This is a genomic window from Desulfobacter hydrogenophilus (assembly GCF_004319545.1).
Classification (GTDB): Bacteria; Desulfobacterota; Desulfobacteria; order Desulfobacterales; family Desulfobacteraceae; genus Desulfobacter; species Desulfobacter hydrogenophilus.
Genome location: NZ_CP036313.1, coordinates 4,305,627 through 4,331,050 on the forward strand (window position 1 = coordinate 4,305,627; position 25,424 = coordinate 4,331,050).

Sequence of the window (25,424 nt, forward strand, 5' to 3'; positions counted from 1 at the left end):
TTGATAGACCAAGTCAACCCTTGGCTGTTATAATGAATTATTAAACTAAAACCAAAGTTAAAGGCCTAACGTGACCGATATGCCGTATACCCCTGAAGATGTTATAATGCTGGCCGCATATGTTCTATTGGCGCTGGTGTGTTCGTTCCTTTGTTCCGTTGCCGAGGCGGTGTTATTAAGCATCACGCCTTCTTACATCGAAGCATTGGGGGAACGCAACCCAAAACATGCGGCACGCTTGCGCAAGCTGAAAAACGACAAGCTGAATCAGTCCCTTTCCGCCATTTTAACTTTAAACACCATTGCCCATACAGTGGGCGCCATTGGCGCAGGCGCCAAAGCCACCGTGGTATTCGGCAACGCATGGTTCGGCCTGTTTTCAGCGATCATGACGCTTATGATTCTCTTTCTTTCCGAGATTGTTCCCAAAACCATCGGCGCGGTTTACTGGTCCATCCTTGAGGTTCCAACCGCTCGGTTTGTTCAATCACTGATCGTGATCCTCTATCCTGTGGTCTGGATTTCCGAAAAACTGACAGCCTTTATTTCCCGTAGGAAGGTTGTCAACAATTCCAGCAGAGATGAGCTGATCGCCATGGCCTCCCTGGGGGTCAAAACCGGACAGCTTCACAGTAAAGAGTCGAGAATCATCGAAAACCTCCTTCGATTCGAAACACTTAAACCATCGGATATCATGACCCCGAGAACCGTTATTTTTGCGCTGCCTGAAGACATGAAAATCAGAGATGCCTGGCCCATCATCAGCCGAAAACCCTTTTCACGAATACCTATTTATACAGATAGCGTGGACAGCATCACCGGATTTATTCTCAAGGATGACGTATTGATCCACTCGACACAGGATTATGTAGCCCCCGGAATTCAAGGCCCAAAAAAGAACAATGAACGCTCAATACCCTTATCTGCAGAATATCCCCGGAATGGCAATTCATTTTTGTCAACCGGAGAAGTGCTGAATGTTTTAAAACGGGAAATACTCACTGTTCCAGAGTCCATATCCGTGACGTCTCTTTTTGAACAATCCTTGAAAAATCGCCACCATATTGCGGTTATCGTTAATGAACATGGTGGCACCGAAGGTCTGGTGACCCTTGAGGATTTGATTGAAAGCATTATTGGCATGGAGATCGTTGATGAGACTGACCGCGTAGAAGACATGCGCATCCTTGCGAGAAAACGATGGGTCAAGCGTGCCAAAAAAATGGGGATTAAAGATTCTTCGATTTAAACCGAAATGCCGCATGTTTCGTTTTCAGCTCCGGCAGACTTGTTACATTTAGGTTAAAAGTCAGATATTTATCTTGACCACATATAACTGAAATGATATAGACAGTGGTTTTATTGTCCTGAGCTGGACAATAAGCGTAACTGTTTTGTCCTTGCTCCGGGTTATATAATAAGGTTGATCCGGGGCTTTATATCCACAAGGAGGAAAAATGAGGAAGTACGAAACCGTATTCATTTCTGATTCGGACATGTCGGATCAGGCCCGTGAAGAGCTACTAGAAAGAGTCAGAAGTATCATTGAGAGAGAAAATGGTATTCTTCTGAACGTTGATGAATGGGGCTTGAAAAAATTGTCCTATGAGATCAAAAAGAAACTGCGCGGATACTATGTTTGCTTGACTTACGGCGGAACCGGAGCACTGGTTACAGAGCTTGAAAGAAATTTTCGTTTAAGTGATTTTATCATGAAGTTCATGACCATCCTTATCACGGAACACGTCACCGAAGAGTCTCTTAGACAAGAAGCTGAAGAGGCCAAAGCGGCAGCCCAGCAAGCTGAAGAATCAGCCACAAAAGCAGAAGCGGTACCCCAGGAAGCAGAAGTAAAAAAAGATCAAGGGGACGCGGAAGAAACAAGTGATAAAGCTGAAGAGAATGCAGATGATCAGGATGATGCGCAAGAGACAGAATCTAAAAAGACATCTGAACCTGCCGAAGAATCCAAGGAATAATTCAAGCACAAAGGAGATCAAGTATGTATAAAGGTCAGAGAGGCGGCGGAAAAAACAGATTCTATCAGCGCCGGAAAATCTGCAGGTTCTGCGTGGACAGCTCCATGGAACTTGACTACAAAAATCCCAAAGCACTCAAGCAGTTCATTACTGAACGGGGCAAAATCATTCCCCGCCGCATCACAGGGACCTGCGCCAAACACCAGCGCAAGCTGACAGTGGCCATCAAGCAGGCTCGGCAGATTGCACTTTTGCCCTTTGTGGGTCGTCCCTTAAATTAAAATAAAAAAGATTTTCACAGGTTTTTGGGATATGCCGTTATCCATAACACACCCGGCTTTCATCAGGGAAACTTTGACAGGCATTCTTTTTTGTCTATTGATTTATGGCGTGGTGTTTGCGTCCCCCCTGCTTGGTGTGTTTGTTCTTCTGTTTCTGCCCCTGCCGGTGCTTTTTTACCGTCTTAAACTTGGCAGAAACAGTGGGGCATTTATTGCTGCAGCAAGTTTTTTTATACTCGTTCTTATGGCCAAAGGCTTCGCTTTTGACACACTTTACTTTGGGTTGCTTCTGGCAACCGGTATGGTTTTAGGAGAATGCCTTGAGCGGCATATGAGTATTCAAAAAACCATGGGTCTGACCGCTCTAATAGCGGCTGGCGCTGTCGTTTTAGTGCTTATGATCTACACCATCAGCCAGGGACGGACATTATCCGCCTTAATGACGGATTACATAAATCAGTCTTTAAGTATTGCCAAACAGCTCTCTCCTGAAATCGGAATGAATCAGGATATGACCCAAAAGCTGATATCATCCATGATGATTGTCATGCCGGGCATGTTCATGATTTCTTTTATAACAACCCTGTGGTTGAATATCCTGATTATCAGAAAGATTTTAAAATACAAGGGTATCACCCTCAAAAGCATTGAACACTTAAATCGATATAAAGCGCCGGACATGCTGGTCTGGGTATTTATCGGTTGTGCAATGGCTTTAATGATTCCCACAGGCCCCGTGAAAATATTTGGCATCAACTGCCTGATTGTTTTAATGCTTGTCTATTTTTTTCAAGGAATTGCAGTTGTCTCCTTTTTTTTTCAGAAAAAAAACACACCCATGGCTTTGAAAGGATTTTGCTATTTTCTCATTGCCGTACAGGTGTATGTTTTAATCCTTGTCATTGTTCTTGGTTTTTTTGACCACTGGATTGATTTCAGGAAACTTTCTGCATCACGAAAATAAAATATATGCCGAACCGTAAAATTACGGCCGGATTGGAGGTTTACAATGAAAGTAATATTAAAGGAAACCATCGACACTTTGGGTATCGCTGGTACCGAGTGCAAAGTGGCGGAAGGATATGGACGCAATTATCTGCTGCCCCAGGGTAAAGCGGTTATTGCAACCCCTGCCAATCGCAAAGTTATGGAGCAGGCCCGGGCTAAACTTGAACTTCAGATTGCAAAAGAAAGAAAGATTGCCGAAGAGATGGCAGCAAAAGTCAAAGAAGTTGCGATTACAATCAAGGCCAAGGTCCGCGAGGAAATTTATCTTTACGGTTCTGTAACCTCCCATGACATCAAAGATGCTCTGGATGCACAGAATGTTGAAGTTGAACGCCGTGCCATTCTCCTTGCAGAACCTATCAAGGAGACCGGTGAATACAAGGTACCCATCCGTTTATATAAGGATGTTGAACCGGAAATCACCGTAACGGTTGTAGCAGAAGATAAACAGGAAAAATAGTTCCGACATATGCCTGCAGAATTTTGGAATCCAAAGTTCTGCAGGTGTCTTTAAAGGTCATTGATGGCAAAAAAAGAATCCGTTCAATCAGATCATCTGCTTAATCGTACCCCGCCCCATGATACAGATGCAGAAGCCTCACTTCTGTCCGCCATCTTTATAAATAATGACAGCCTGTTTGACATTATTGAAATCCTCAAACCCGATGATTTTTATAAAGGGGCGCATAAAAAAATTTTCAGGGCCATCACAGAACTTTCCAAAAAAGAGGAACCTGCTGACCTTGTGACCGTTGCCAATCACCTTAATGAAAAGAATGAATTGGAAGGGGTTGGCGGACCTGCTTTTCTTGCAGCCATTTCCGATGCAGCACCGGTGGCGGTCAATGCCGTGCATTATGCCAGGATCATCCGTGAAAAATCAACGTTGCGGCAGCTTATCAATGCATGCTCTGCGACCATTGAGCGCTGCCTTGAAGACAAAGGTGATTTTAAAGATATACTTGATGAGTCCCAGGGATCAGTCCTGAAAATTGCCGACCGGCAGTCCGGCAGTCCTTTTAGGCCCCTATCAGAGCTCATCAACCTGAACATTGACCAGTTAGAAGAGCTGCAGGGCAAGGAAGGTGGACTTGCAGGACTTTCGACCGGGTATCCAAGGCTTGACAGAATCACATCCGGACTACAGCCTTCGGATCTTATTATTCTGGCTGCCCGCCCCTCCATGGGAAAAACCGCATTTGCCCTGAATATTGCCAGAAATGTCGCATTTCACTACCGCAGACCCGTGGCGGTATTTTCCCTTGAAATGTCCAAAGAACAATTATCCATGCGGCTGTTAACATCCGAAGCACGGGTGGATGCCAACCGGCTACGCAGCGGGGTGTTCAGCCCCGAAGACTGGCAGAATTTTACGGATGCGGCAGGCGTTCTCAATGAGATTCCAATTTTCATTGATGATACACCGGCCATATCGGTTATGGATCTTCGGGCCAAATCCAGGAAACTGTTCCAAGTTAATAAAGACATTGGATTAGTGATCATTGATTACCTGCAGTTAATGAAATCATCCATCCATTCTGATCGAAGGGATCTTGAAATTGCCGATATTTCAAGGTCGTTAAAATCCCTTGCCAAAGAACTTAAGATTCCGGTTCTCGCGCTATCCCAATTGAACCGTGCCCTTGAACAACGCTCGGACAAACGGCCCATGATGTCTGATTTACGCGAATCAGGCGCCATTGAACAGGATGCGGATATTATCTCCTTTATTTACCGGGACGAGGTCTACAATAAAGAGCCGGATAACCCCAAAAAAGGAACAGCAGAAATCATTGTTGCCAAAAATCGTAACGGGAGTATTGGTACTGCACACATGGTATTCAACGGCCAGTACACCCGGTTTGAGGAACTGGCACCCGAAGCCTATCAGGGATTTAAATGAAACGCATTGTCTACGGCACCCTTGACGGGCTGAACAAAGCCCAGATAAACCGGATTGAAAATCTTTACAACCTCAAATCACCACCGGAATATATTCTTTCCCGGCAGGCAGCCATCGAAATTGTTGCCATCAGCCGGGATATCCGCCGCCAGATCGGCCTTCTTCTGGAACGAAACGGAAAAGTCATCTGTGTCATTGCGGGAGAACCCCATCGCATCGTTATCCCCGTGACACCGGATTTTCAACCCGGCCCTGGCCGACTTAAGGGGCTGCGCTGCATCCATACGCATCTATCCCACGAGCCCTTGACACGGGATGATCTCACCGACCTTGCCCTTCTGCGCCTGGATTACATCACCGCCATCTGCCTGAATGCCGATGGGACCCCTGGTCCTGTGTACTCCGCGCATATTCTGCCAGATCCCAAAGCAGATCCATACAGAATACTTCCCGGCACATCCCTTGACCATCTCAATATAGACTGCCAGTCTCAAATTTTTGAACTTGAATCCGAACTTTCCCAACACAACCGTCAGCACAGCCCGGGAACCAGCCGGGAAAATGCTTTTTTGATCAATGCGGCAACCCAAGAGGTCAATTCTGCACACGTCTCTATGGATGAGCTCAAGGAATTGTGCAAGACAAGCCGGATCAACGTGGTGGGCAAAGCCATCCAGCAAAGAAAAAAAATTGACCCTAAGTTTGTGGTGGGCAAAGGCAAATTATCAGAACTGATTATCAAGGCCATCCAGAATTATGCCACAATGCTAGTCTTTGACCGGGAACTGAGCCCTTCCCAAATACGATCCATCACCGATTTTGTGGAGATGAAGGTCATTGACCGTACCCAGCTTATACTCGATATTTTTGCCAAACAGGCCAAATCCAGTGAAGGCAAATTTCAGGTGGAACTGGCCCAGCTGGAATATATGCTGCCCCGCCTGATCACGAAAAATACGGCCATGTCCAGGCTGACAGGTGGAATTGGCGGCAGAGGCCCTGGAGAAACTAAACTTGAGGTGAACCGCCGTCGTGCACGGGAGCGTATCACCAGGCTGAAAAAAGAAATTAAAAAAATCCGCAAACAGCGTACCCAGCAAAAAGCAATGCGAAATAGAAAGGCGCTGCCGGTCATTTCCATTGTAGGATATACCAATGCCGGTAAGTCAACGCTACTCAACACCCTGACCCAGAGCAACATTATTGCCGCAAATCGGCTGTTTGCCACCCTGGACCCCTCCTCACGAAGGCTGAGGTTTCCCCGGGATAAGGAAGTGATCATCACAGATACCGTGGGCTTTATCCAGAATCTGCCCAAGGAGCTTTTAGAAGCATTTCACGCCACTTTAGAGGAACTTGAGCAGGCAGATGTCATACTTCATGTTATTGATATTTCAAACCCCAGGTACATGCAGCAAAAAGAAACCGTGGACCAGTTGCTGAACTCTTTGAACCTGAATAAAATCCCCACATTGTATGTATTCAATAAAATGGACCTGGCTGATTTGGAAAATTTTGATTCACCCTGGCTGTTAAACCAGGGAATTGTGATTTCAGCACAAAAAAAATCAACGCTTACCCCTTTGGTTGAAAAACTCGAAGCCATGGTATAAGGCTCATTATCATTTTTTACCAAAACCCGGGTTGAAAAAAAGAGACATATACTTTAACATATTTAACATAAAAACCACTTGCCTTGGAATTTCATATGGAAATACGATTAGACCGGTTAATGGAAGAAGAAAATATCAAAGAAGACTCAATGGACGTTCCAGACTGTTTTGGGGAATTTGATAAAAACTGCAGACTCTGTTTTGATTATTGCGCGATATCCATAAAATGCTGCGTTATGCAGTCCCGTCATCCCAAAATTGATATTTTGGAAAAGCTTTTGATCTACAATGATTACGCAGTAAAACCCAACTGATTATTTGTTTTCAATGATTCCAATAAAAAGGGTATCTTGTGGGCTCAGAACTTGGGAAAAAATTAAATCCACCATTTTGTTTGCCGTATTCTTCGTTTAAAACCCACCTGCTTCAAGTTTGTTGGTCAGATATGTAACCTGCTCGTAACGTTGACCTTTTTGCTTCATTTCCTTTTCAACCGCATTGACGGAATAGATCGCTGTTGCATGGTAACGTTTAAAACTGGCCCCAATTGTTTTTATGGGTTGGTCGGTATATTTCTTTGATAGAAACATTGCCACCTGGCGGGGTTTGACAATGCGGTGTTTCCTGGATTTAGAGATAAGTTCTTGTTCAGAAACATCAAATGCGTCACAGACCAGTTTTTTGATCAGATCAATGGTTATGCGTTTTCGCGTCCCATTCATTTTTCCAAGCACACGCCTGGCAAGCTCAACGTCAATGTTCCGCTTCATCAGCTGCCCCCTGGTAACAACGCTTAAAAGCGCACTCTCAAGCTGGCGGACATCACTACACGCCTCTTGGGCAATATATTCGGTCACAGGTGTGGGCAAAACACACTGAATGGCCTTGGATTTCTTGTTTAAAATTTTTACCCGAGTGGCAAAATCAGGCGCTTTGATCTCCGTAACGACCCCCATATTCAGCCTGGATTTTAGGTTTTCGTTTAATTTAGGGATCTCATCAGGTCGGTCGCATCCTGAAAAAATAATTTTCTTATCGGCATCAATCAGATAGTCCAGGGTCATGGCAAGCTCTTTTTGGGTGGCGGACTTTCCGGTCAGAAAATGAACATCTTCCAGGATCAGCACATCACATTTAAGGCGGTATTTTTCCTTAAACCGGTCAATACTATTATTTCTTAAGGAATAGATCATTTCATTGGTAAAATCCTCGGCCGTGACATAAAAAACCCGCTGGCCCCCATTATGCGTGAGCATATGATGGCCGACAGCCTGGGACAGATGGCTTTTTCCAAGACCTGTCTTGCCCAGAAGAAAAAGCACTCCAGTTCCGTTAAGCTTCCCCTGAGCCAGATATAAAGAGGCCGTATAGGCAAAGCTGGAATTGTCCCCCACAACAAAATCATCAAATGTAAAATTCTTTTTAAGCATGCGCCCGCAATTAAATGCCGGGGTCATACCGGGAAGCTGCGGATGAAATTCTGCCGGTACACTGTTAGCTATCGGGATGACGGGCAGCACCCCAGTTGTTTTTTGTGCCCGGCCTTTTTGAGTCTGGCCGGAACCTGATTTTATTTTTTTTTTGCCTACCTCAAATTCAATGCGGACTTTATGCCCCAACCGCAAAAAACCGTCTTCAAAATACCCCATATAGTTCTCTTTGAGCCGTTTGACATAGAAATCATTGGGCACCGACAGAACAATAGTTTCAGCATTGTGGGCGGATAATATCACGGGTTCAATCCACATTCGGTAACAATGGTCTGGAACTAATTCTTTAATATGTGATTTTACTTCTTTTAAAAACGAATCCATTGAGCAATACAAAGCCTTCCAAACAATACAAAGCAAAGCCGATAATATAAAGTAACGCGGCTAATAATTAGGATTGACATTAACAGTGGTTATAATGATTGTAGTATTTTGATTTGAGGTTTTATGTGAATCTGATTGATTGGTCAAATGTGATAAAGATAGTTAGGCCTCAGTTAGAAAAACGTGTGGTATATTTTCTCAACGACCTGTTTTTATAACATTTTTTTTGTGGAACAAACGAAATGCGTTCTGATTACAATAGGTTCGACAAATCCCTATTTTCAAAAGGTATTTTTTGAAAAATTAAATATTCGCAAAGAATGTAAAAAAAATTTTCTTCGATTTTTACCGATTTTCTGTGAATTTCTTCAAATTAAACAAAAGTCTAAAAAACCGATCAACCCTCAAATTTATAAGGGTTTCACAAATTCATTCCTAAATTGTATTTACACCCTGTTTAGTCAATAGTATATTTTTTGAATTTAACATATAAATGAAAGTAATATCTAATTATGAATACCCAATCAGACCGGCCTGTTCTTGGCATAACCATGGGAGATCCTGCAGGTATCGGCCCTGAAATAATAATTAAAAGCCTTGCCGACCCTGAAATTTTAAACTCGTGCATCCCTGTTGTTTTAGGTGATATCGAAATACTTAAAAAAGCGGATGTTGATTCTGAGATACTTCCAAAGTTAGCCATAACAGACGAATTAAATTGCGATTTATCTAATTTTCCCAAGGGGTTTCTGATGTGCCTTTCCAACCTGAACCCGGATGTGGCTAAACTTGGGCACCCCACCGTAGAGACCGGAAGCGCCATGGAAACCTATATCAATGCGGGGGTAGACCTTGCCCTGTCCGGTGCGATTGATGCCCTGGTCACAGGCCCCATTACCAAAACAGGCCTGAAATTGGCCGGGTCATCCTTTCATGGTCATACCGAGTTGATTGCACATAAAACAGGCACGGACAATTTTGCGATGATGATGGCAGGCCCCCGCCTAAAAGTGGTTTTAACGACTATTCACATACCCTTGTCCCAGGTGCCGGAACGACTGAGCAGCCAGGAAATAACAAGAATTATAAACCTGACCCGGAACACCTTGATCACAAGGTTCGGCATAAAAAGCCCCAGACTTGCCGTGGCAGGCCTAAATCCCCATGCCGGCGAGCAGGGCATGTTCGGTAACGAAGAGGCGGATATCATTTTACCCGCAATAATAGAGGCACAGGAAAAAGGGGTTGATATTAGAGGTCCGTACCCGCCAGATACCGTTTTTTTTCAAGCTGTTGAGGGGCAATTTGACGCCGTAATCTGCATGTATCACGACCAGGGGCTGATCCCTTTCAAGCTGGTGCATTTCAGGGATGGAGTGAACACCACCATCGGGCTTCCCATTATACGTACATCCGTGGACCACGGTACCGCCTATGATATTGCCTGGACAGGAAAAGCAGACCCATCAAGCATGAAAGAGGCCATTAAAATGGCGGCCGGCCAAGCGATTAATCAAAAAAAGCATGGCAATAGTAATGCCAATTGACCACATCATAATTAAAGGCGCCAGAACCCATAACCTTAAAAATATTGATGTCAGTATCCCCAAAAATAGCCTGACCGTGGTCACCGGACTTTCAGGTTCCGGTAAATCCACCCTGGCCTTTGACACGCTTTATGCCGAAGGCCAGAGACGCTACGTTGAATCTTTATCCACCTATGCCCGCCAGTTTTTAGGCCAGATGGATAAACCGGATGTAGATGCCATAGAGGGGCTGTCTCCTGCCATTGCCATTGAACAAAAAACCGCCTCCCACAACCCCAGATCTACGGTGGGAACCGTCACGGAAATCTATGATTACCTGCGCCTGCTTTTTGCCAGGGCCGGCAGGTCCCACTGCCATATCTGCGGTAAACCCATTTCATCTGCATCCATCGACCAGATCATACAGAGCATCCTTTTTCCAATGCCAGAAAAAGCACAGAAAATAATGGTGCTGGCCCCTGTGGTCACAAACAAAAAAGGCGGGCACGAAAAACTTATCCATCATCTGAAAAAGGAAGGATTTGCAAGGCTTAAAATAGACGGGCATGTCTGCTTAATTGAAGATGCACCGGCACTTGATAAGAAAAAAGCACATGCCATAGATGTTGTGGTGGACCGGCTGATTTTAAAACAGGGGATCGAACAACGACTAACCGATTCCGTTGAAGCCGCACTGGCCCTTGCCCAAGGTCAGGTGGTCATTGATAATCTGGATCTAAAAACACAGACTCTTTTCAGTGAAAAATCCACCTGCCACACCTGCGGCATCTCTTATCCGCAATTTTCTCCCGCCAGCTTTTCATTTAATTCCCCCCAGGGTGCATGTCCCCATTGTGATGGTCTTGGTTATTTAAGGGAGTTTGATCCGGCCAAAATTGTCGCGAACCATCACTTGTCCCTGCGCCAGGGAGCGGTATTACCCTGGGCCGGAAAGGATTCCGTACGTCATATGGAATTTTTAGACGCCCTAGTGACCCATTATAATGAAGATATCTACACACCTTTTAAAGACCTTTCCACAACCTTTCAAAAAGTTATTCTCTTTGGGTCCGGCACCCATAAAATTCCTTTTTATGTTGAACAAGCCGACAAAAAAATCGTTTATGAAAAGACATTTGACGGCGTAATTCAACAACTTGCCCACCGTTTCCAGGAGACAAAATCAGCATCTGTCAGACAAAACCTTGGCAAATACATGGGCCAGAAAGTCTGCTCTAAGTGTAATGGTTCCCGCCTGAATTCCGGCGCTTCGGCAGTACAGGTGGCAGATAAAACCATCCACCAGATCACGGCCATGTCCGTTAAGCAGGCAGATGATTTTATAAACAGCCTTCATTTGACAGGCAGGGAAAAAGCCGTATCTAAATCCATTCTTACAGAATTGTCCCAAAGGCTTTCTTTTCTTGAAGATGTGGGCCTTGACTATCTGACCCTTGACCGCTCCGCAGCAACCCTTTCAGGCGGAGAAAGTCAGCGCATCCGGCTGGCCACCCAGATAGGTTCAAAACTTTCCGGAGTCCTTTATGTGCTTGATGAACCCAGCATAGGTCTACACCAACGGGACAATGCCCGCCTGCTCAGTACGCTGATGCATCTAAAGGACCTGGGCAATACCGTACTGGTGGTGGAACATGATGAAGAAACCATGCTGGCCGCAGATCACATTGTTGATGTGGGTCCAAAGGCAGGTGTTAACGGTGGTCAGGTGATGTTTTCAGGTCCGCCCGAAGAACTGGTCAAAGCATCCTGTCTCACTGGGCTGTATCTTTCCGGAAAACGAAACATTCCTGTACCGGAGACCAGGCGAACCGGCACCAAAACATTTTTAACGGTCCAAAAGGCAAGTGAAAACAACCTTAAGGATATTGATGTCTCCTTTCCCATAGGGTGTTTAACCTGTGTAACAGGCGTATCAGGATCAGGAAAATCGACCCTGGTTCTGTCAACCCTTTACCAGGCCCTTGCAAGCACCATTAACAAATCTGAAAAACCCGTGGGAAAACATGCCGCCATTTCAGGCATGGAATATATCGACAGGGTTATCCATATTGATCAGTCCCCCATCGGCAAAACCCCGAGATCCAATCCAGGCACCTATACTGGGGTTCTCACCCATATAAGAGAATTATTTGCACAGACGCCCGAGGCAAAGGCCCGGGGCTACAAGGCCGGGCGGTTCAGTTTTAATATCAAGGGCGGCAGATGCGAATCCTGCCAAGGAGACGGCATCATCAAAATTGAAATGCATTTTCTGCCTGACGTTTATGTCACCTGTGATGTGTGCAACGGCATGCAATTCAACAAAGAAACCCTTGAAATAAAGTTCAAAGGAAAAAACATAGCCCAGGTTCTGGATATGACCGTCAATCAGGCCCTTAAATTTTTTGACAATATATCATCAATTCGGCACACCCTTTCCACGTTAGTGGAAACAGGGTTGGGATATATCAAACTGGGCCAGGCGGCCACAACACTATCTGGCGGGGAAGCCCAGCGTATAAAAATTGCCAGGGAGCTGTCCAAGAAAAGCACGGGAAAAACCATTTACATTCTCGATGAACCCACCACAGGCCTGCATACCGATGATATCAAAAAGCTATTGGCCGTGCTGAACAGACTTGTGGATGCAGGCAACACCGTGGTGGTTATTGAACACCACCTTGATGTCATTAAATGCGCGGATTATGTCATTGATCTTGGCCCTGAAGGTGGAGACCAGGGTGGGCAGATCATCGCTGAAGGCACCCCGGAACAAGTGGCCTCTACACCGTTGTCCCATACGGGCTTTTACCTGAACCGGGTTTTGGCAAATTAGTGCGTGAACAAAAGACCGTGTTTGGACGAAAAGTTACCCATATGCAAGGCGCAGAAAAGGTTACAACCGGAGCATACTAACGTATGTGAGGATTGTAATTTTTTTTGCAACGCCGCAGATGGGTGACTTTTCGTCCAAGCACAAATCAACATTCGTCACAATAGTTCTCTACCATACAGGACCCGTCCACCAAGCAGGCAAAGGCGATCTTTTCTGCCTGGCCGCGTCGTTTGGCGGACACCGTTTCAAATTCATTAGGTAAAGATTTTATCATATGATGATCAGGCCCGGGAACGGCAGATATCCCCTCCCCTTCCACCTTTCCGGTGTTACCTGAAATCAGTTCAGCATCCTGGCCATTGGTGACCACCACAAAAGGGATCTGGTAATCAAAGATCAGCCGCGACAATGCCAGCGTCGGCAGACGCCGGGTCACAAGAGAACCTGGGGCATAATTAATCATCATGACGGCGCGCTGATTCATGTAAACCAGAAAATCAGCAATCACAACCGCACTACGTTCAGTGGTTTGGATAGTTATTTCCCGCCGCGCCTCAATATCTGACTTATCAAATCCCAGATCGTTTACCAGATGACGGGCAATTTGCTGACGATACCGTTCATCATGGGTATCTGTAATGGCTTTGCCACTTAAAAAATCAACAAGCTCACCCAGGATCAAGTGATGGGAATTGTCACTCATAACGTCCCCTTTAATTTTAATTAAGTTATTGACCTTATATGCAGAAAAACATTATGAATGCCATAAAAAATTTATAAAAAGGGTGTATCAGTCATGCTGGATTTTCTTCCCACACCGGTTAAGGGGGTACTTTCATTTATTGGATATCTAATAAACACGCTTTGTTTGACTGTGCCTTTGATTTTAACATCTTTTTTAAAATTTGTTCTACCTTTTAAAGGGGTTATTGTATTATTGGACAAAATTATTATTTGGCTTGCAACCCTGTGGATCAGTATCAACGGCGTGAATTGTGACCTGTTCAACAGGATAGACTGGCAGGTGAAAGGCTTGACCCAGTTAAAAAAAAAGGACTGGTATCTTGTCATATCCAACCACCAGTCCTGGGTGGACATCCTGGTACTGCAAAAAATTTTTAATCGCAAAATCCCTATGTTGAAATTTTTCTTAAAAAAAGAGCTGATCTGGGTACCATTTCTGGGGCTTGCCTGGTGGGCGCTGGATTTTCCGTTCATGAAACGGTATTCAAAAAAATTTCTAGAAGCCAATCCCCACCTGAAGGGAAAAGATCTTGAACAAACCCGCAAGGCGTGTGAAAAATTCAAACATACCCCGGTGTCAGTGATGAATTTTGTGGAAGGCACCCGGTTTACCCCGGAAAAACATGAATGTCAAAACTCGCCCTTTGAGCGGCTCCTTTTGCCCAGAGCAGGCGGTATTGCTTTTGTGCTGAGCTCCATGGGCGAATACCTTCACCATATTGTGAATGTAGCCATTGTCTATCCGGGCGGGGTGCCGACCTTCTGGGACTATATTTCAGGCAAAACCAAACAGATCATTGTGGACGTGGATGTATTCCCTGTGGGTGAACAGATGATTGGTGATTACTTCAATAATGATGTGTATAAGAAACAATTCTGTGATTGGCTTAATAAGATCTGGCAGGAAAAGGACGAAAAACTGAAAAAACTGCTTCTTTGTGAATCGGCGGACAGGCCATCGGCCTGGTTAGGGCAATCACATATAAAAAAAATCAAGAATTAAAGGGGCTTTGATAAACTTATTTAAAATTCAGAGCATTGGAAAGGGGCCAATAAAAAAATCCGTTTTTTCGCGGGGAGGTGTTTTTTTCTGTAGACCCGGTCTTTAATGAATAGCACCCTTTTTTATATTTTATAACAGCCATGGGCTGATCTGGCTTTATCTTATCACCAACCAGTCTCAACCCACAACAAAGAATGAAAAAGGAAATTTCAGTAACTTAATTGTACCCTTCCTATAAAAATATCAGGCTGTTTTTCTGTCCATGTTTTCACTTCGCGGGTGCTACAACTTTCTACGGATTCCCGCGATTGAGAGAAGACCGAAAGCCAAGAGGAACATGGTGGCAGGCTCCGGAATTGTGGTCGTGGTTATGTTATCGACAAGTAATACTGAAGGCTCATAAGAAGAATAAGAATAGTTATCCGGATCAATAGAAACACCAAAAATGATAGCGTAGTCTGCTTTAGAATCAGATTCAAACTTATAGGAAAAGGGTTGCCATTCAATTGGAAATACAACCAATTCTTCAAATGACATCGTGACTATTGTTTCTATAAGGTCCCCTGAGTTAAGATTATAAACGCCAAAGTACCAAGAATCTGTAAGCAGGCCACTATCAAAGCTTAAAAAATTCCAGTCAAATGAAATAATATCCCCTGTAGACCAACTCAACTCCTGATAAATATAAGTGTCTCCTGTTAATTGTGCAAAATCATCACCATCCGTTGCATTGAATGTTGTATCATACATACGATAATAAAAACTTGAACTGGTCGCAACAGTACCAGAGTTATCCCATCCATTTGATGCATCTAAACCATCTTCAAAACTGGCATTTTGAATAGTTATAGCAGATGCCTGGCCGATGATCCCGATACTCAGTAAAAATCCAATTAAAAATAAAAACTTTCTCATGAGGTTTCTCCTGTATATTATTTTATCCAAAGAATTATTCACCACTTTTACCTAAAAAAATTTTAAGCAATTAAAATGCCAAATATATAAAAAGATTTGTCAGGCTTTATTAAAAAGGTTTTTTGCGAAAAAATAGAAGTAGCTAAACAACTTTAAAAAACACGAAATAGTTACATTTTTACCCAATATATAGAATATTTTTACACGAATTAGCCATATTTATTGCCCATTTTTTATATTAAAATAGAGCAACCTCTTGTATAACCTATACTGATTCACATTTCAAAGAAAAATTAGACCTTGGTACAATATTTTTTTTAAAAAAATCAATTATACTTGTGTAAAATAATACAGATCATTTTTATCTGGTATTATAACATCATTTAAATCAATTCCAGACCTCGTTATTTTTGCCTATATTTTTTGGACACTCGGGCAGATGATCATCTTGTAAGTTATTGAATTTATATAAACTGATGGAATATAAGTGTCCAACTTTTAGGCAAATTGTTAAAAGTCGCTTTAACAAAGCATCTTACACACCAAAGAGGTTAAAAAGTAACGAGGTCTGAAGTTAAAACAACTTGGAGGAAAAATCATGGCACAAGCCGGAATCATTAAAACAATTACAGGCAGTGTAAGTGCACGGACGCCGGATGGCCAGGTCCGCCAACTTGTTGCCGGGGACGTGGTCTATGACAATGAAATCATTGAAACAGCCACCGGTTCCAATCTTACCATTGAACTGAACGATGGAAGGACACTGAAATTGGCGGAAAACAGCCAAGTTGTCATTGATGACACCGTTGTTGCAACCGTTGCACCACAGGATGCGGTGGTTACGGAAGTGCAGGAAATTCAGGCCGCCCTGGAAGCAGGTGAAGAAATTCCCGATGAAGAGGCTGCTGCAGGTGAAGAAAATGAAGAACATGATTATAATCTTGCCTACTATGCAGGTGATCAATCCGGGGGCGAAGTCGACAGTTATCTGTTCGGTACTGAATATGGTGATGAAGATGAAGATTTTCCCGAAATAGAAGGCGAAGAGGAGGAAGTACCCGAACCTGATCCCGAACCTGATTCTGATCCCGAACCTGATCCCGATCCTGATTCTGATCCCGAACCTGATCCCGAACCTGATCCCGATCCTGATCCCGAACCTGATCCCGAACCTGATCCTGATCCCGATTCTGATCCCGATCCTGATCCCGATCCTGATCCCGATCCTGATCCCGATCCTGATCCTAATCCCGATCCTGATCCCGATCCTGATCCCGATCCTGATCCCGATCCTGATCCCGATCCTGATCCTAATCCCGATCCTGATCCCGATCCTGATCCCGATCCTGATCCCGATCCTGATCCTAATCCCGATCCTGATCCCGATCCTGATCCTGTTTTTATCGTTGGGTCCGATCCACAGGATGACGACCAAGGAGACTATAACGAAGATCAAGCCCTCGACACCCCACCATTGGATGATGTTGAAGGCACTTCAGAGACCGATTACCATACAGTAAATACGGACGGAAATGTTCAGGGAGCACTCCTTGGCCAAGACGGCGCAGATATCCTGGTTGGAGATCCCGGCACGGTCACGGAAACACTGGATAACAATTATATTCTGGTGATGGATACCTCCGATTCAATGCGTGAAAAGGATGATGGTTTAACCACCCGGATGGAGGACCTCCAGCAGGCGGTCAAAGATTTGATCGATGAATTATACCAAAAGGTTGAAGACAGTGCCGATGGCAGTGTAAAAATTACGCTTTTACCTTTTTCAACTTATGCAGGCACCTCTGCCTGGATCTCTTTTACCAAATCCGGTGATGCTGTAATCATAGATAACAGTATAGATAACTTAAATTCTTTAACAGGTGATATGGATGAAATCTACGACTGGATAGACAACCTGACATATGCCGGCTGGACAAATTATACGGACGCATTTACTGCAGCCGACACTCTTGTGGACACGTCTTATGCCCAAAACGATGTTATTTTCATTAGTGATGGTATACCAAACATCAACACTACCAACCTTAATGAAGCCTTGAACACGCTTGCTTCTAATGTTGACAGTATAAAGGCTGTTGGGATTAATATGAGTGACCGCGGTGAAGCGATATTGGACGATATCGATTCGGAAAATGATGCAACCAGTCTTTCAGACGCAAATTCACTGAGCGGTGTTATCTCTGACCTTGTGACCGATTTTGATCTTTCTCCTGCGGGCAGTGATGACATTTACGGCAATGACGGCAACGATCTTATTTTCGGTGATGTCCTGAATACCGACGGTGTGTTTGAAAATCTTGAAAATGAGGAATATGATCTATCAACGATCAAGGACCTACCTGACGGATCTGGCTGGGAAGTATTTGAAAACCTGGAAGAAGCAAATCCTGACCTGTGGACCCGGGAGGATACCATCCGGTATATCCAGGAAAACCATGAAGAACTGGCAGCAGAAACCATACTTAATGACGGGACATCCGACGGCGACACTCGCGATGGCGGATACGATTATATAGAGGGTGGCACCGGAGATGACATCATTTACGGACAGGAAGGAGACGATATCATAGATGCAGGGTCAGGCAATGATGTGGTTGACGGCGGATCCGGGTTTGACACCTTGGTTGTGAGCAATGAGACTGAACTTGATTTCAGTAATGTCAAAAATATTGAAAGCATTGATCTGAGTGAGAACAGTGTTGATCAGACGCTGACTCTTAGCCTGGATCGAGTTTTGAGTATGACAGATGAAAATAACACGCTTCAGATTACTGGGGAAACAGGTGCTTCTGTTACACTGACAGGTGTTGAAGACGGAGAATGGACCCATGAAGGCAATGGCTTGTTTACCAATGTCGCGGATAACAGCATCCAGGTAACCATCGCGCCGGTGAATGACGGTGTAGACATTGATGTGGATGTTGATAACGGAGATTCATTTCCGGTATAACAACCATGGGCTGATCTGGTCTATCGAAAACACCCGGACTCAACCCACGACAAAAATCTAAAGAATAAAAAAAGCCGTACCGAGTTTTCCGGTACGGCTTTTTTTATTTCATCCGGGTGGCAAGTTCAAGCCGGTTACGGCAACCGGTTTTATTAAAAATAGAGGTCAAATGGGCTTTAACCGTTCGGACGGAAACAAACATTTTTTCACTGATCTCCTGGTTTGACAACCCGTTAACCAGCCATTTGACCACTTCTGCCTCCCGGGATGTCAAAGCGTTCAACAGATCTTTTCTTTCGTCCTCGGCTTTGGTCTTCGGTAATGCCGAGATCACCTGGGTGATGATGGCCGGGGGCAGCCAAATCTGACCTGCTTTAAGGGTTGCGATCGCCTGCTTCAGGTTGTCTTCATGCATATGCCGGTTACCGTAAGCCCGTATCCCCTTTTGTAACAGTCGCAATGCCTGATCTTTTTGCGGGATGGCAACAAGGGCCATGCAGGGGCAGACAATCCTTGGCAGGTCTTTTTCATCACAGGATTCAAAATCAATGATCAGAATATCTTTTTGTGAGATATCATAACCGGCAAGTTGTTTTTTAGCCGGCAGATGCTCTATCTTTTTTCTGCCGCCGAACAACTCCTTGCAGCGCAGCACCAAAGTCAGATCGTTGCTATAGATATAGTCAGACATCATGATTCTATCTTTCCCTCAACGCATTGCTTTTTGCTCTGAGGATCGGTTTCATCAAATACTGCATAATGGTTTTTTTGCCGGTAATAATATCGACCTGGGCCGTCATTCCGGCAATCATCTCTTTTTTATTATCTTCGGTTCCAAGGTAATTTCTTTCGGTCATGACCCTGACAAGATAAAATTCCTCCTGCCGATCATCAGTGATCGTATCCGCACTGATGTGAACGACCTTGCCGTCAAGGCCGCCGTAGATGGCATAATCATAGGCCGTCAGTTTGACCACCGCCTTGAGCCCCGGATACAAAAATGCAATATCAGAGGGTCGTATCTTGGCTTCAACCAGGAGTTTGTCATCATTGGGAACAATTTCTATAATATCCATGCCCGGTTTAACCACGCCGCCCACGGTATTAAACAACAGTTGTTTCACCGTACCCTCCACAGGCGAACGCACATTTGTCCGCATCACCCGGTCTTTTATGGCCACCTGATTTTTTTTCAACCGTGATATTTCGGCCAAGGCCTTGTTCAGCTCTTCCTGTGCTTCGGACTTGTGCCGGCTCTGGATTTCTTTGAGCTGGTTCCGACTTTCCTTTATTTTTGACGCTAAAGATCTTGCCTCATTTACCGCGCTTTCATATTCGTTCTTTTTATCCAAAACCCTTTGCTTGAGCTGGATGAATTCAAGTTCCGATACCAGTCTTTTTTCAAACATGGGTTTGGTAAGCGCCATTTCCCTTGCGATCATTTCTTTGCTAGTTTTCAGATTGGTTATGGACATACGGGTATCGGACAACTCAATCTCCCGCTGTCTGATGCGCTGTTTTAAAACTTCTATTTCACTTTGTTTGCGGGAAACATTGGAATCATACAGCCTTTGTTCCTTTTCAAGCAGATCCGGCGCAAGACCTTCTTCTTTTTCTACACCTGCTTGAAAACTTCGAATGTCGGCTTCCGCTGCAAATCGAATAGTACGAGCACGCAGCTCATTGATCACACTCCGACTTTCTTCAAAGGAGCTACCTGCGCCTGTATTATCAATAATAACAAGTACCTGTCCTTTTTTAACGGCCTCCCCCTCGACCACCTTGATTTCTTTTATAATACCACCTTCAAGATTCTGAATCACCTGGATCTGTCGGGAAGGAATCAACCGACCGATGCCTTGGGTTCTCTCATCAAGTTGTGCATAATTGGCCCATATAATAAGGGAAATGACCACCAGGGCAACCGCGTAAAGCAAAATATTGGTCTTGGCCGGGCTGTCCGATAACACGGCAGCACTCAGGCTGTCCATGAATTCGATATCAGTCCGGCTGTATTTTTTTTTGTTGTTTCCCACCGGCCATCGTTGCGGGGGGATTTTTTTAACAGAGTTGATATCAATGCTCATTATTTTTTCCCTGCCAGCCGTGCAAGAATTTCATCTTTAGGGCCGTCCATGACAAGCCTGCCTTTGTCCATGACAAGAAGCCGGTCAACAATTTTAAGGATCGAAGGTTTATGGGTGATGATAATGGTGGTATACCCTTTAGTTACACGACCTATATTTGCAATCACCTGGGCCTCGGTATTAAAATCCATGGCATTTGTCGGTTCATCCAGCAAAATAATCGGGCTTTTTTCAATAAATGCCATGGAAACGGCAACCGACTGGCGCTGACCTCCGGACAGCCGGGTTCCCTTTTCCCCGACCTGGAGATCCATGCCCTGGGGATGGCGGTCGGTAAATGTGTTCACCCCGCCGATCCTGGCCGCCCTGATAATAGCATCATCCGACGCGTGGGCTGATTTCAGCGTAACATTGTCCCGCACACTTCCGGAAAAAAGCGTCACATCCTGGGGCACATAGGAAAAATTATGCCGTAAATCTGCCGGATCAATCTGATTGATGTTCAGGCCGTCAATAAAAATAGAACCCTCGTCCGGTTCAAACAAGCTGAGTAGCAGCTTGCCGATGGTGGACTTTCCTGACCCGACGGCGCCGATGATACCGACGCGCTCCCCTGATTTTATGTGGAAGCTGATATTCGAAACGGCCCGGCTTTGTTCTTCAGGATAATTGAAACCGACATCTTTGAATTCAATGTCACCTTTAATGTTAGGCCGGTGGATAAATTTTTTATTTTCAGGCCGTTCGACATCTTTTTGCATGAAGGTATTAAGGGATTTTAATCCGGCTTTCATCTGGCCAAAATTCAACATCAAGGAAACAGCCTGAGCCATGGGGGAAATGGAACGGGAAGCAAGAATATTAACCGCAATCAGACCGCCCATAGTTAATTCGCCATCCTTGATCAGATAAACGCCGGCAATAATAATGGCCACGCTGTTCACCTGTGTTAGAAAAGCGGTCATGGTGGAAAGAAATCCGGATCTGACCCGTGAACGCTGGCTTTTGTCTGCAATAAATCCGCAGCTTTCCTCCCAATGCCACTGCATGGAACTGCCGGCATTATACGCCTTTATCGCTTCAAGATTGGATAAAGATTCTATGAGCACACTATTCCTGTGGTGGGTGGCATCATGGGTACTGTCGATGGTTTTCTGGATCAAATACCGCATGGGGATACTGATGACCAAAATTAAAAAAACCGTTACAAGCGGGATAAGCACAATGAGATGGTTAATTGAATATATCACCAGAAGAAAAATAACAGCAAATGGAAGATCTATAAATGCGGTGATTGCACTTGAGGCAAAAAAAGACCGTATGCCGTCAAAATCTCTTATAATGCTTGAAAATGAACCGATAGATCCCGGTTTATCCCGCAATTTCAGGTTCATGGCCTGTTCAAAAAGCATGGAAGAAAGAATCACATCGCTCCGGCGTGCGGTATTCTCAAGGAAGTAGGTTCTGATATTTTTAAGAATCAAGTCAAAAATATAAATCAGGCCGACCCCGCAGGCCAGAACCCACAATGTGTCTGTTGCATTATGGGGAATAATGCGGTCATAAACATTCAGGGTGAAAATAGGTCCTGCAATGACAAAAAGATTCACCAGGAATGTGGCAAGAAGCACCCTACCGTAGATCCCTTTAAATTTCATGAGCGTGCCGAAGAACCAATTTTTTTTCTTTAGAATACCGGCTGCCGCAGGATCCTGGTTTGCTCCTTTAAATTTCTTTTTAAGAAAAAACACATACCCGAGGTACTCCTCTTCCAATTTTTCAAGGCCAATTTGAACCGGATTGTCATCAAGCCAGGGAAGTATGACCTCAGCGTTTTTTTTCTCAAAATTAATGTCAAGCAGAAGACATGCATTGTCATCTTTAAGGGTGAGAATCGCAGGGAGAACCAGGGAAGGAATCTGTTTAAGCTTACGCTTCTGCAGCTTTGAAACGAACCCGGCTTTTTGCGCAGCACGCGAAAAATTGGCTTTGGGATTGTCAATACTGAACAGCCGCGGCCGATCTGCACCGGGTTCAAACGGAAGGCCATGGGAAAGGACTTTTTCAGAACTGGGCGTGTGGTTCAGTCTGGTCATTGCTACCAGGCACTGCATCAAAGGATCGGAAAAATGGGTTTGGCTCATATTTATCCTTTTAACGGAATAATTTCCGCAATGCCGTGGCCCTGGAAATAAGTTATATTTTTATCTGCAAGTTCAAGCCGTTGGGTTTCGTTTTCAATTTTTGTGGCAATCAAATTTATACCCAGGCTTTTGGTAATTGCAAACAGTGAATTTAAAACCATATCCGCTTTCTGGGGATCATCAAAGACCTCAAGATAATCGCGTTCAATTTTAATGTAGTAGGGTTTTATTTTATCCAGCAGGAGAAGTGACGCATCATGCATGGTGAACCGGTCGATGCCCAATTTAAAGCCCTTTCCCGTAATCAAACCGTTAAAATCAAAACAGATTTCAGGAAAATTTATCAAGGTGTTTTCATGTATTTCAAACAAAAGATGGTCTGACAGCGATTCTTTATCCGAGAGGAATTGCCGTAACCAGGCTGCAGCCAGATGGTCTCTGCAGAATTCCGTTGTGAGATTCACCGCCAGAACACTTCCTTGATTTTCCTGCAGAAATACCGCGGATTCTTCTATAATATACCGGTCAAGTTTACTTGCAAGGCCCAGGGTTGTAATCATGGGCATAAACAGGTTTGCCTTTCTTTGGATGCCTTCCTGGTCCACCATGTTAACAAAGACTTCGCGGTGGAATTCACCAAGATCAGAGTGGACGGGCTGGGCTGTCAGAAAAAAATGATTCTTGGAGAAGGCGACCTCAATCAATGTTTTCCATTCCTGTTTTCCTAGGGCCTTCTGGAATGACTCGTTCCTGAACATCCTGACCGTTCCCGGATGGCCGATTTTTGCTTTTGACAATGCATAATCCGTCCTGGAAAGAACCATGCCCACATCATCATTTTTGTCATATGATGAAATCCCTGCGTAGACTTTTATTGTGTCCGGAATATCCCTGTCTTTTTCTGATAAAAATTTCTTTATAACGCTTTCAACAAGAGTCATGACGTCTCTTGGTTCGGTGTCCGGCAGGATTGCGGCAAACTCGCGCCTTGGAAATCTGTAAACCGTTGCATCCGGTACAGCGGCCCCTGTCCGGGTGTCTAAAATACCTGCCATCTCCTTGAAAATTTTATGGACAAGGGGCCGGTTACCCGAGGCCTCGATTGCCTCCATGCCGGTCAGGCCAAAAAAGACAACATGGCCCCGGGCTTTTTTGCTCTCATCCCCGGTAAACATGGCAAGCTGTTTTATGAAGGACGTACGATTGTGAAGGCCTGTAATTTTATCCTGATATCTTAATTTCTGGTACTTGCTTAAGTTTTCAAGGTTGTGTTCATAAATTGACTGCACTTTTTTAACCATGGTGTTCATGGCAAGAACCACTTTTTTTAGCTCTGGTGTTTGGGGGATATCCTGGTTGACAATAAAAGCATTATTACTGATTTCTTCTGCCTGGTGTTTGATTTTTTCCAAGGCGCCCAAAAGATGGCGTAATCCTAGAACACTCAAGAAAAAAACAAGGATTCCAAGTACAAAAAACTGAAGACACAACTGTTTTAGTGTCTCCCAAAGTTTGGTGTAGGATGAGCCTGGATGACCTTTGATTTTAAGGGTGCCGAAGATATTCCATCCCGCCATGACCTTTGCCTCGACTTCGGGTATAACAAGATCAACGTGAGTGATGAAAAAAGATGGCACGCCATGTATTGCCACTGGTTCACGTTTTTCATACACCAGGCTGCCGTCCTGGCGGACCAATGATATGAATTCAAAATAGCCGCCGTCGAACATTGCGTTGATACAGGTTTTCATGAAATCTTCATCCATGGGCCGAATACTCAACGTCAGGGCAAGCATGTTCACGTTATTTTTTGTGTTCAAATAAGATTCATTGGCTGTAAATTCCCGGGCCGTATTAAAATTGATCCTCAAGACAATAATCAGGGTTGCCGTCAAAAGCAAAGTTACCAATAGCTGCGTCTGTTTTAAAAGACTCAATGTTTAATCTCCTGGATTTCCAGATCAATAGCCTTTAATTTGAGTTGATTTTTCAACAACCCGCGACTCACACGTTTACCAAGGCCATGCTGTTTCTGGATATAAAGATCCCTGGCTGTAAAACTGTAAACAGGGACAAGGTCAGGCCGCTGTGTGGCAGGCAGGATCTTTTTGATATAGTTGTCAAGGACAAAGGGTACGGTGCCCAGGTTTTTGTAATAGGTTGCAACAAGATGGGCCGGCTCCGGAAATCCTCTGGCACGAACATAAGTCAGAAATATTTTTTCACCAGGGACGCCAAGCTGCATCATGGTTAGAAATTTGGCAACGGCGAAATCCTCACAGTCACCCTGTCCCCTGCCGAGAAATTCCAGGCGGCTGGCCCAGTAATCACTTTTATTCCACGTTTTTTGGTCAGAACGATATTCCAATTGGTTATAAAAATTGTTTACATTAATAACGATCTGCTCTTCGGGTAAACCACTTTGTTTTTCCATCATCGCAAGCAGGCTGTCTAAACGCCTGACCGCCTGCCCACCATATTTTTTTTTATACGCATTTAACAATTTTCCAGGCACAAAAAACCTGGTGGTGGTTTCAGCAAAGAGCGCCGTCACCACCAGGACAGTCAATACGATCCATATATGCTTGATTTCGGACATT

Annotated in this window: 20 protein-coding genes; 12 read left to right on the plus strand and 8 right to left on the minus strand. The window is 44.4% G+C overall.

Annotated features, from left to right (window positions below; genetic code table 11):
* The first annotated feature begins 79 nt into the window (after positions 1 to 79).
* From EYB58_RS19165 to EYB58_RS19200, 8 genes are all read left to right on the plus strand, one after another.
* Positions 80 to 1,249: a CNNM domain-containing protein gene (locus tag EYB58_RS19165; RefSeq protein ID WP_165477787.1), complete on the plus strand. Its 1,170-nt coding sequence runs from the start codon at positions 80 to 82 to the stop codon at positions 1,247 to 1,249.
* Between the two features lie 208 nt (positions 1,250 to 1,457).
* Positions 1,458 to 1,979: a 30S ribosomal protein S6 gene (gene rpsF / locus EYB58_RS19170; protein ID WP_111957787.1), complete on the plus strand. Its 522-nt coding sequence runs from the start codon at positions 1,458 to 1,460 to the stop codon at positions 1,977 to 1,979.
* Positions 1,980 to 2,002: 23 nt separating this feature from the next.
* A complete protein-coding gene (gene rpsR / locus EYB58_RS19175; protein WP_111957789.1) occupies positions 2,003 to 2,260 on the plus strand; it encodes a 30S ribosomal protein S18 in 258 nt (85 codons plus the stop codon).
* A gap of 31 nt (positions 2,261 to 2,291) precedes the next feature.
* Positions 2,292 to 3,224: a DUF2232 domain-containing protein gene (locus EYB58_RS19180; RefSeq protein ID WP_111957791.1), complete on the plus strand. Its 933-nt coding sequence runs from the start codon at positions 2,292 to 2,294 to the stop codon at positions 3,222 to 3,224.
* 45 nt (positions 3,225 to 3,269) lie between these two features.
* Complete coding sequence (gene rplI / locus EYB58_RS19185; RefSeq protein WP_111957793.1) at positions 3,270 to 3,728, plus strand: 50S ribosomal protein L9; 459 nt, start codon at positions 3,270 to 3,272, stop codon at positions 3,726 to 3,728.
* Between the two features lie 63 nt (positions 3,729 to 3,791).
* Positions 3,792 to 5,171, plus strand: coding sequence for a replicative DNA helicase (gene dnaB, locus EYB58_RS19190; protein ID WP_111957795.1), 1,380 nt, complete (start codon positions 3,792 to 3,794; stop codon positions 5,169 to 5,171).
* Positions 5,168 to 6,784, plus strand: a complete 1,617-nt coding sequence (hflX, locus tag EYB58_RS19195; protein WP_111957797.1) for a GTPase HflX — start codon at positions 5,168 to 5,170, stop codon at positions 6,782 to 6,784. The genes dnaB and hflX overlap by 4 nt, the downstream gene beginning before the upstream one ends.
* Positions 6,785 to 6,879: 95 nt before the next feature.
* Complete coding sequence (locus tag EYB58_RS19200; protein ID WP_111957799.1) at positions 6,880 to 7,098, plus strand: hypothetical protein; 219 nt, start codon at positions 6,880 to 6,882, stop codon at positions 7,096 to 7,098.
* A gap of 96 nt (positions 7,099 to 7,194) precedes the next feature.
* On the opposite strand, the gene dnaA is transcribed toward EYB58_RS19200, so the two are convergent.
* Complete coding sequence (dnaA, locus tag EYB58_RS19205; protein WP_111957801.1) at positions 7,195 to 8,598, minus strand: chromosomal replication initiator protein DnaA; 1,404 nt, start codon at positions 8,596 to 8,598, stop codon at positions 7,195 to 7,197.
* A gap of 512 nt (positions 8,599 to 9,110) precedes the next feature.
* On the opposite strand from dnaA, the gene pdxA reads away from it, so the two are divergent.
* Together pdxA and uvrA are read left to right on the plus strand one after the other, a co-directional pair.
* Entirely contained in the window at positions 9,111 to 10,145 is a 1,035-nt protein-coding gene (gene pdxA, locus EYB58_RS19210; RefSeq protein ID WP_111957805.1) for a 4-hydroxythreonine-4-phosphate dehydrogenase PdxA, read from the plus strand.
* Entirely contained in the window at positions 10,135 to 12,960 is a 2,826-nt protein-coding gene (gene uvrA / locus EYB58_RS19215; protein WP_111957807.1) for an excinuclease ABC subunit UvrA, read from the plus strand. Before pdxA ends, uvrA begins: the two co-directional genes overlap by 11 nt.
* A 145-nt stretch (positions 12,961 to 13,105) precedes the next feature.
* On the opposite strand, the gene EYB58_RS19220 is transcribed toward uvrA, so the two are convergent.
* Entirely contained in the window at positions 13,106 to 13,663 is a 558-nt protein-coding gene (locus tag EYB58_RS19220; RefSeq protein ID WP_111957809.1) for a type I restriction enzyme HsdR N-terminal domain-containing protein, read from the minus strand.
* A 93-nt stretch (positions 13,664 to 13,756) separates the two neighbouring features.
* Here EYB58_RS19220 and EYB58_RS19225 point away from each other — a divergent pair, with 93 nt between their 5' ends.
* Positions 13,757 to 14,707, plus strand: coding sequence for an acyltransferase (locus EYB58_RS19225; protein WP_111957811.1), 951 nt, complete (start codon positions 13,757 to 13,759; stop codon positions 14,705 to 14,707).
* 282 nt (positions 14,708 to 14,989) lie between these two features.
* On the opposite strand, the gene EYB58_RS19230 is transcribed toward EYB58_RS19225, so the two are convergent.
* Positions 14,990 to 15,622 carry a PEP-CTERM sorting domain-containing protein gene (locus EYB58_RS19230; protein ID WP_111957813.1) on the minus strand — a complete coding sequence of 211 codons (633 nt, stop codon included), beginning with the start codon at positions 15,620 to 15,622 and terminating at the stop codon, positions 14,990 to 14,992.
* 598 nt (positions 15,623 to 16,220) lie between these two features.
* On the opposite strand from EYB58_RS19230, the gene EYB58_RS19235 reads away from it, so the two are divergent.
* The gene (locus tag EYB58_RS19235) at positions 16,221 to 18,593 is read left to right on the plus strand and encodes a retention module-containing protein (RefSeq protein WP_111957815.1); all 2,373 of its coding nucleotides are present in this window, start codon (positions 16,221 to 16,223) and stop codon (positions 18,591 to 18,593) included.
* Between the two features lie 103 nt (positions 18,594 to 18,696).
* Here the strand turns inward: EYB58_RS19235 and EYB58_RS19240 are convergent, their stop codons facing one another.
* The 5 genes from EYB58_RS19240 to EYB58_RS19260 are packed head-to-tail and all read right to left on the minus strand — an operon-like array spanning position 18,697 to position 25,423.
* Positions 18,697 to 19,287, minus strand: a complete 591-nt coding sequence (locus EYB58_RS19240; RefSeq protein WP_111957817.1) for a response regulator transcription factor — start codon at positions 19,285 to 19,287, stop codon at positions 18,697 to 18,699.
* Between the two features lie 4 nt (positions 19,288 to 19,291).
* Positions 19,292 to 20,680: an HlyD family type I secretion periplasmic adaptor subunit gene (locus EYB58_RS19245; RefSeq protein WP_111957819.1), complete on the minus strand. Its 1,389-nt coding sequence runs from the start codon at positions 20,678 to 20,680 to the stop codon at positions 19,292 to 19,294.
* Complete coding sequence (locus EYB58_RS19250) at positions 20,680 to 22,824, minus strand: type I secretion system permease/ATPase (protein WP_111957821.1); 2,145 nt, start codon at positions 22,822 to 22,824, stop codon at positions 20,680 to 20,682. Before EYB58_RS19250 ends, EYB58_RS19245 begins: the two co-directional genes overlap by 1 nt.
* A 2-nt stretch (positions 22,825 to 22,826) precedes the next feature.
* Entirely contained in the window at positions 22,827 to 24,761 is a 1,935-nt protein-coding gene (locus EYB58_RS19255) for a bifunctional diguanylate cyclase/phosphodiesterase (protein ID WP_111957823.1), read from the minus strand.
* Positions 24,758 to 25,423, minus strand: a complete 666-nt coding sequence (locus EYB58_RS19260; RefSeq protein ID WP_111957825.1) for a transglutaminase-like cysteine peptidase — start codon at positions 25,421 to 25,423, stop codon at positions 24,758 to 24,760. Before EYB58_RS19260 ends, EYB58_RS19255 begins: the two co-directional genes overlap by 4 nt.
* Position 25,424 lies beyond the last annotated feature (1 nt).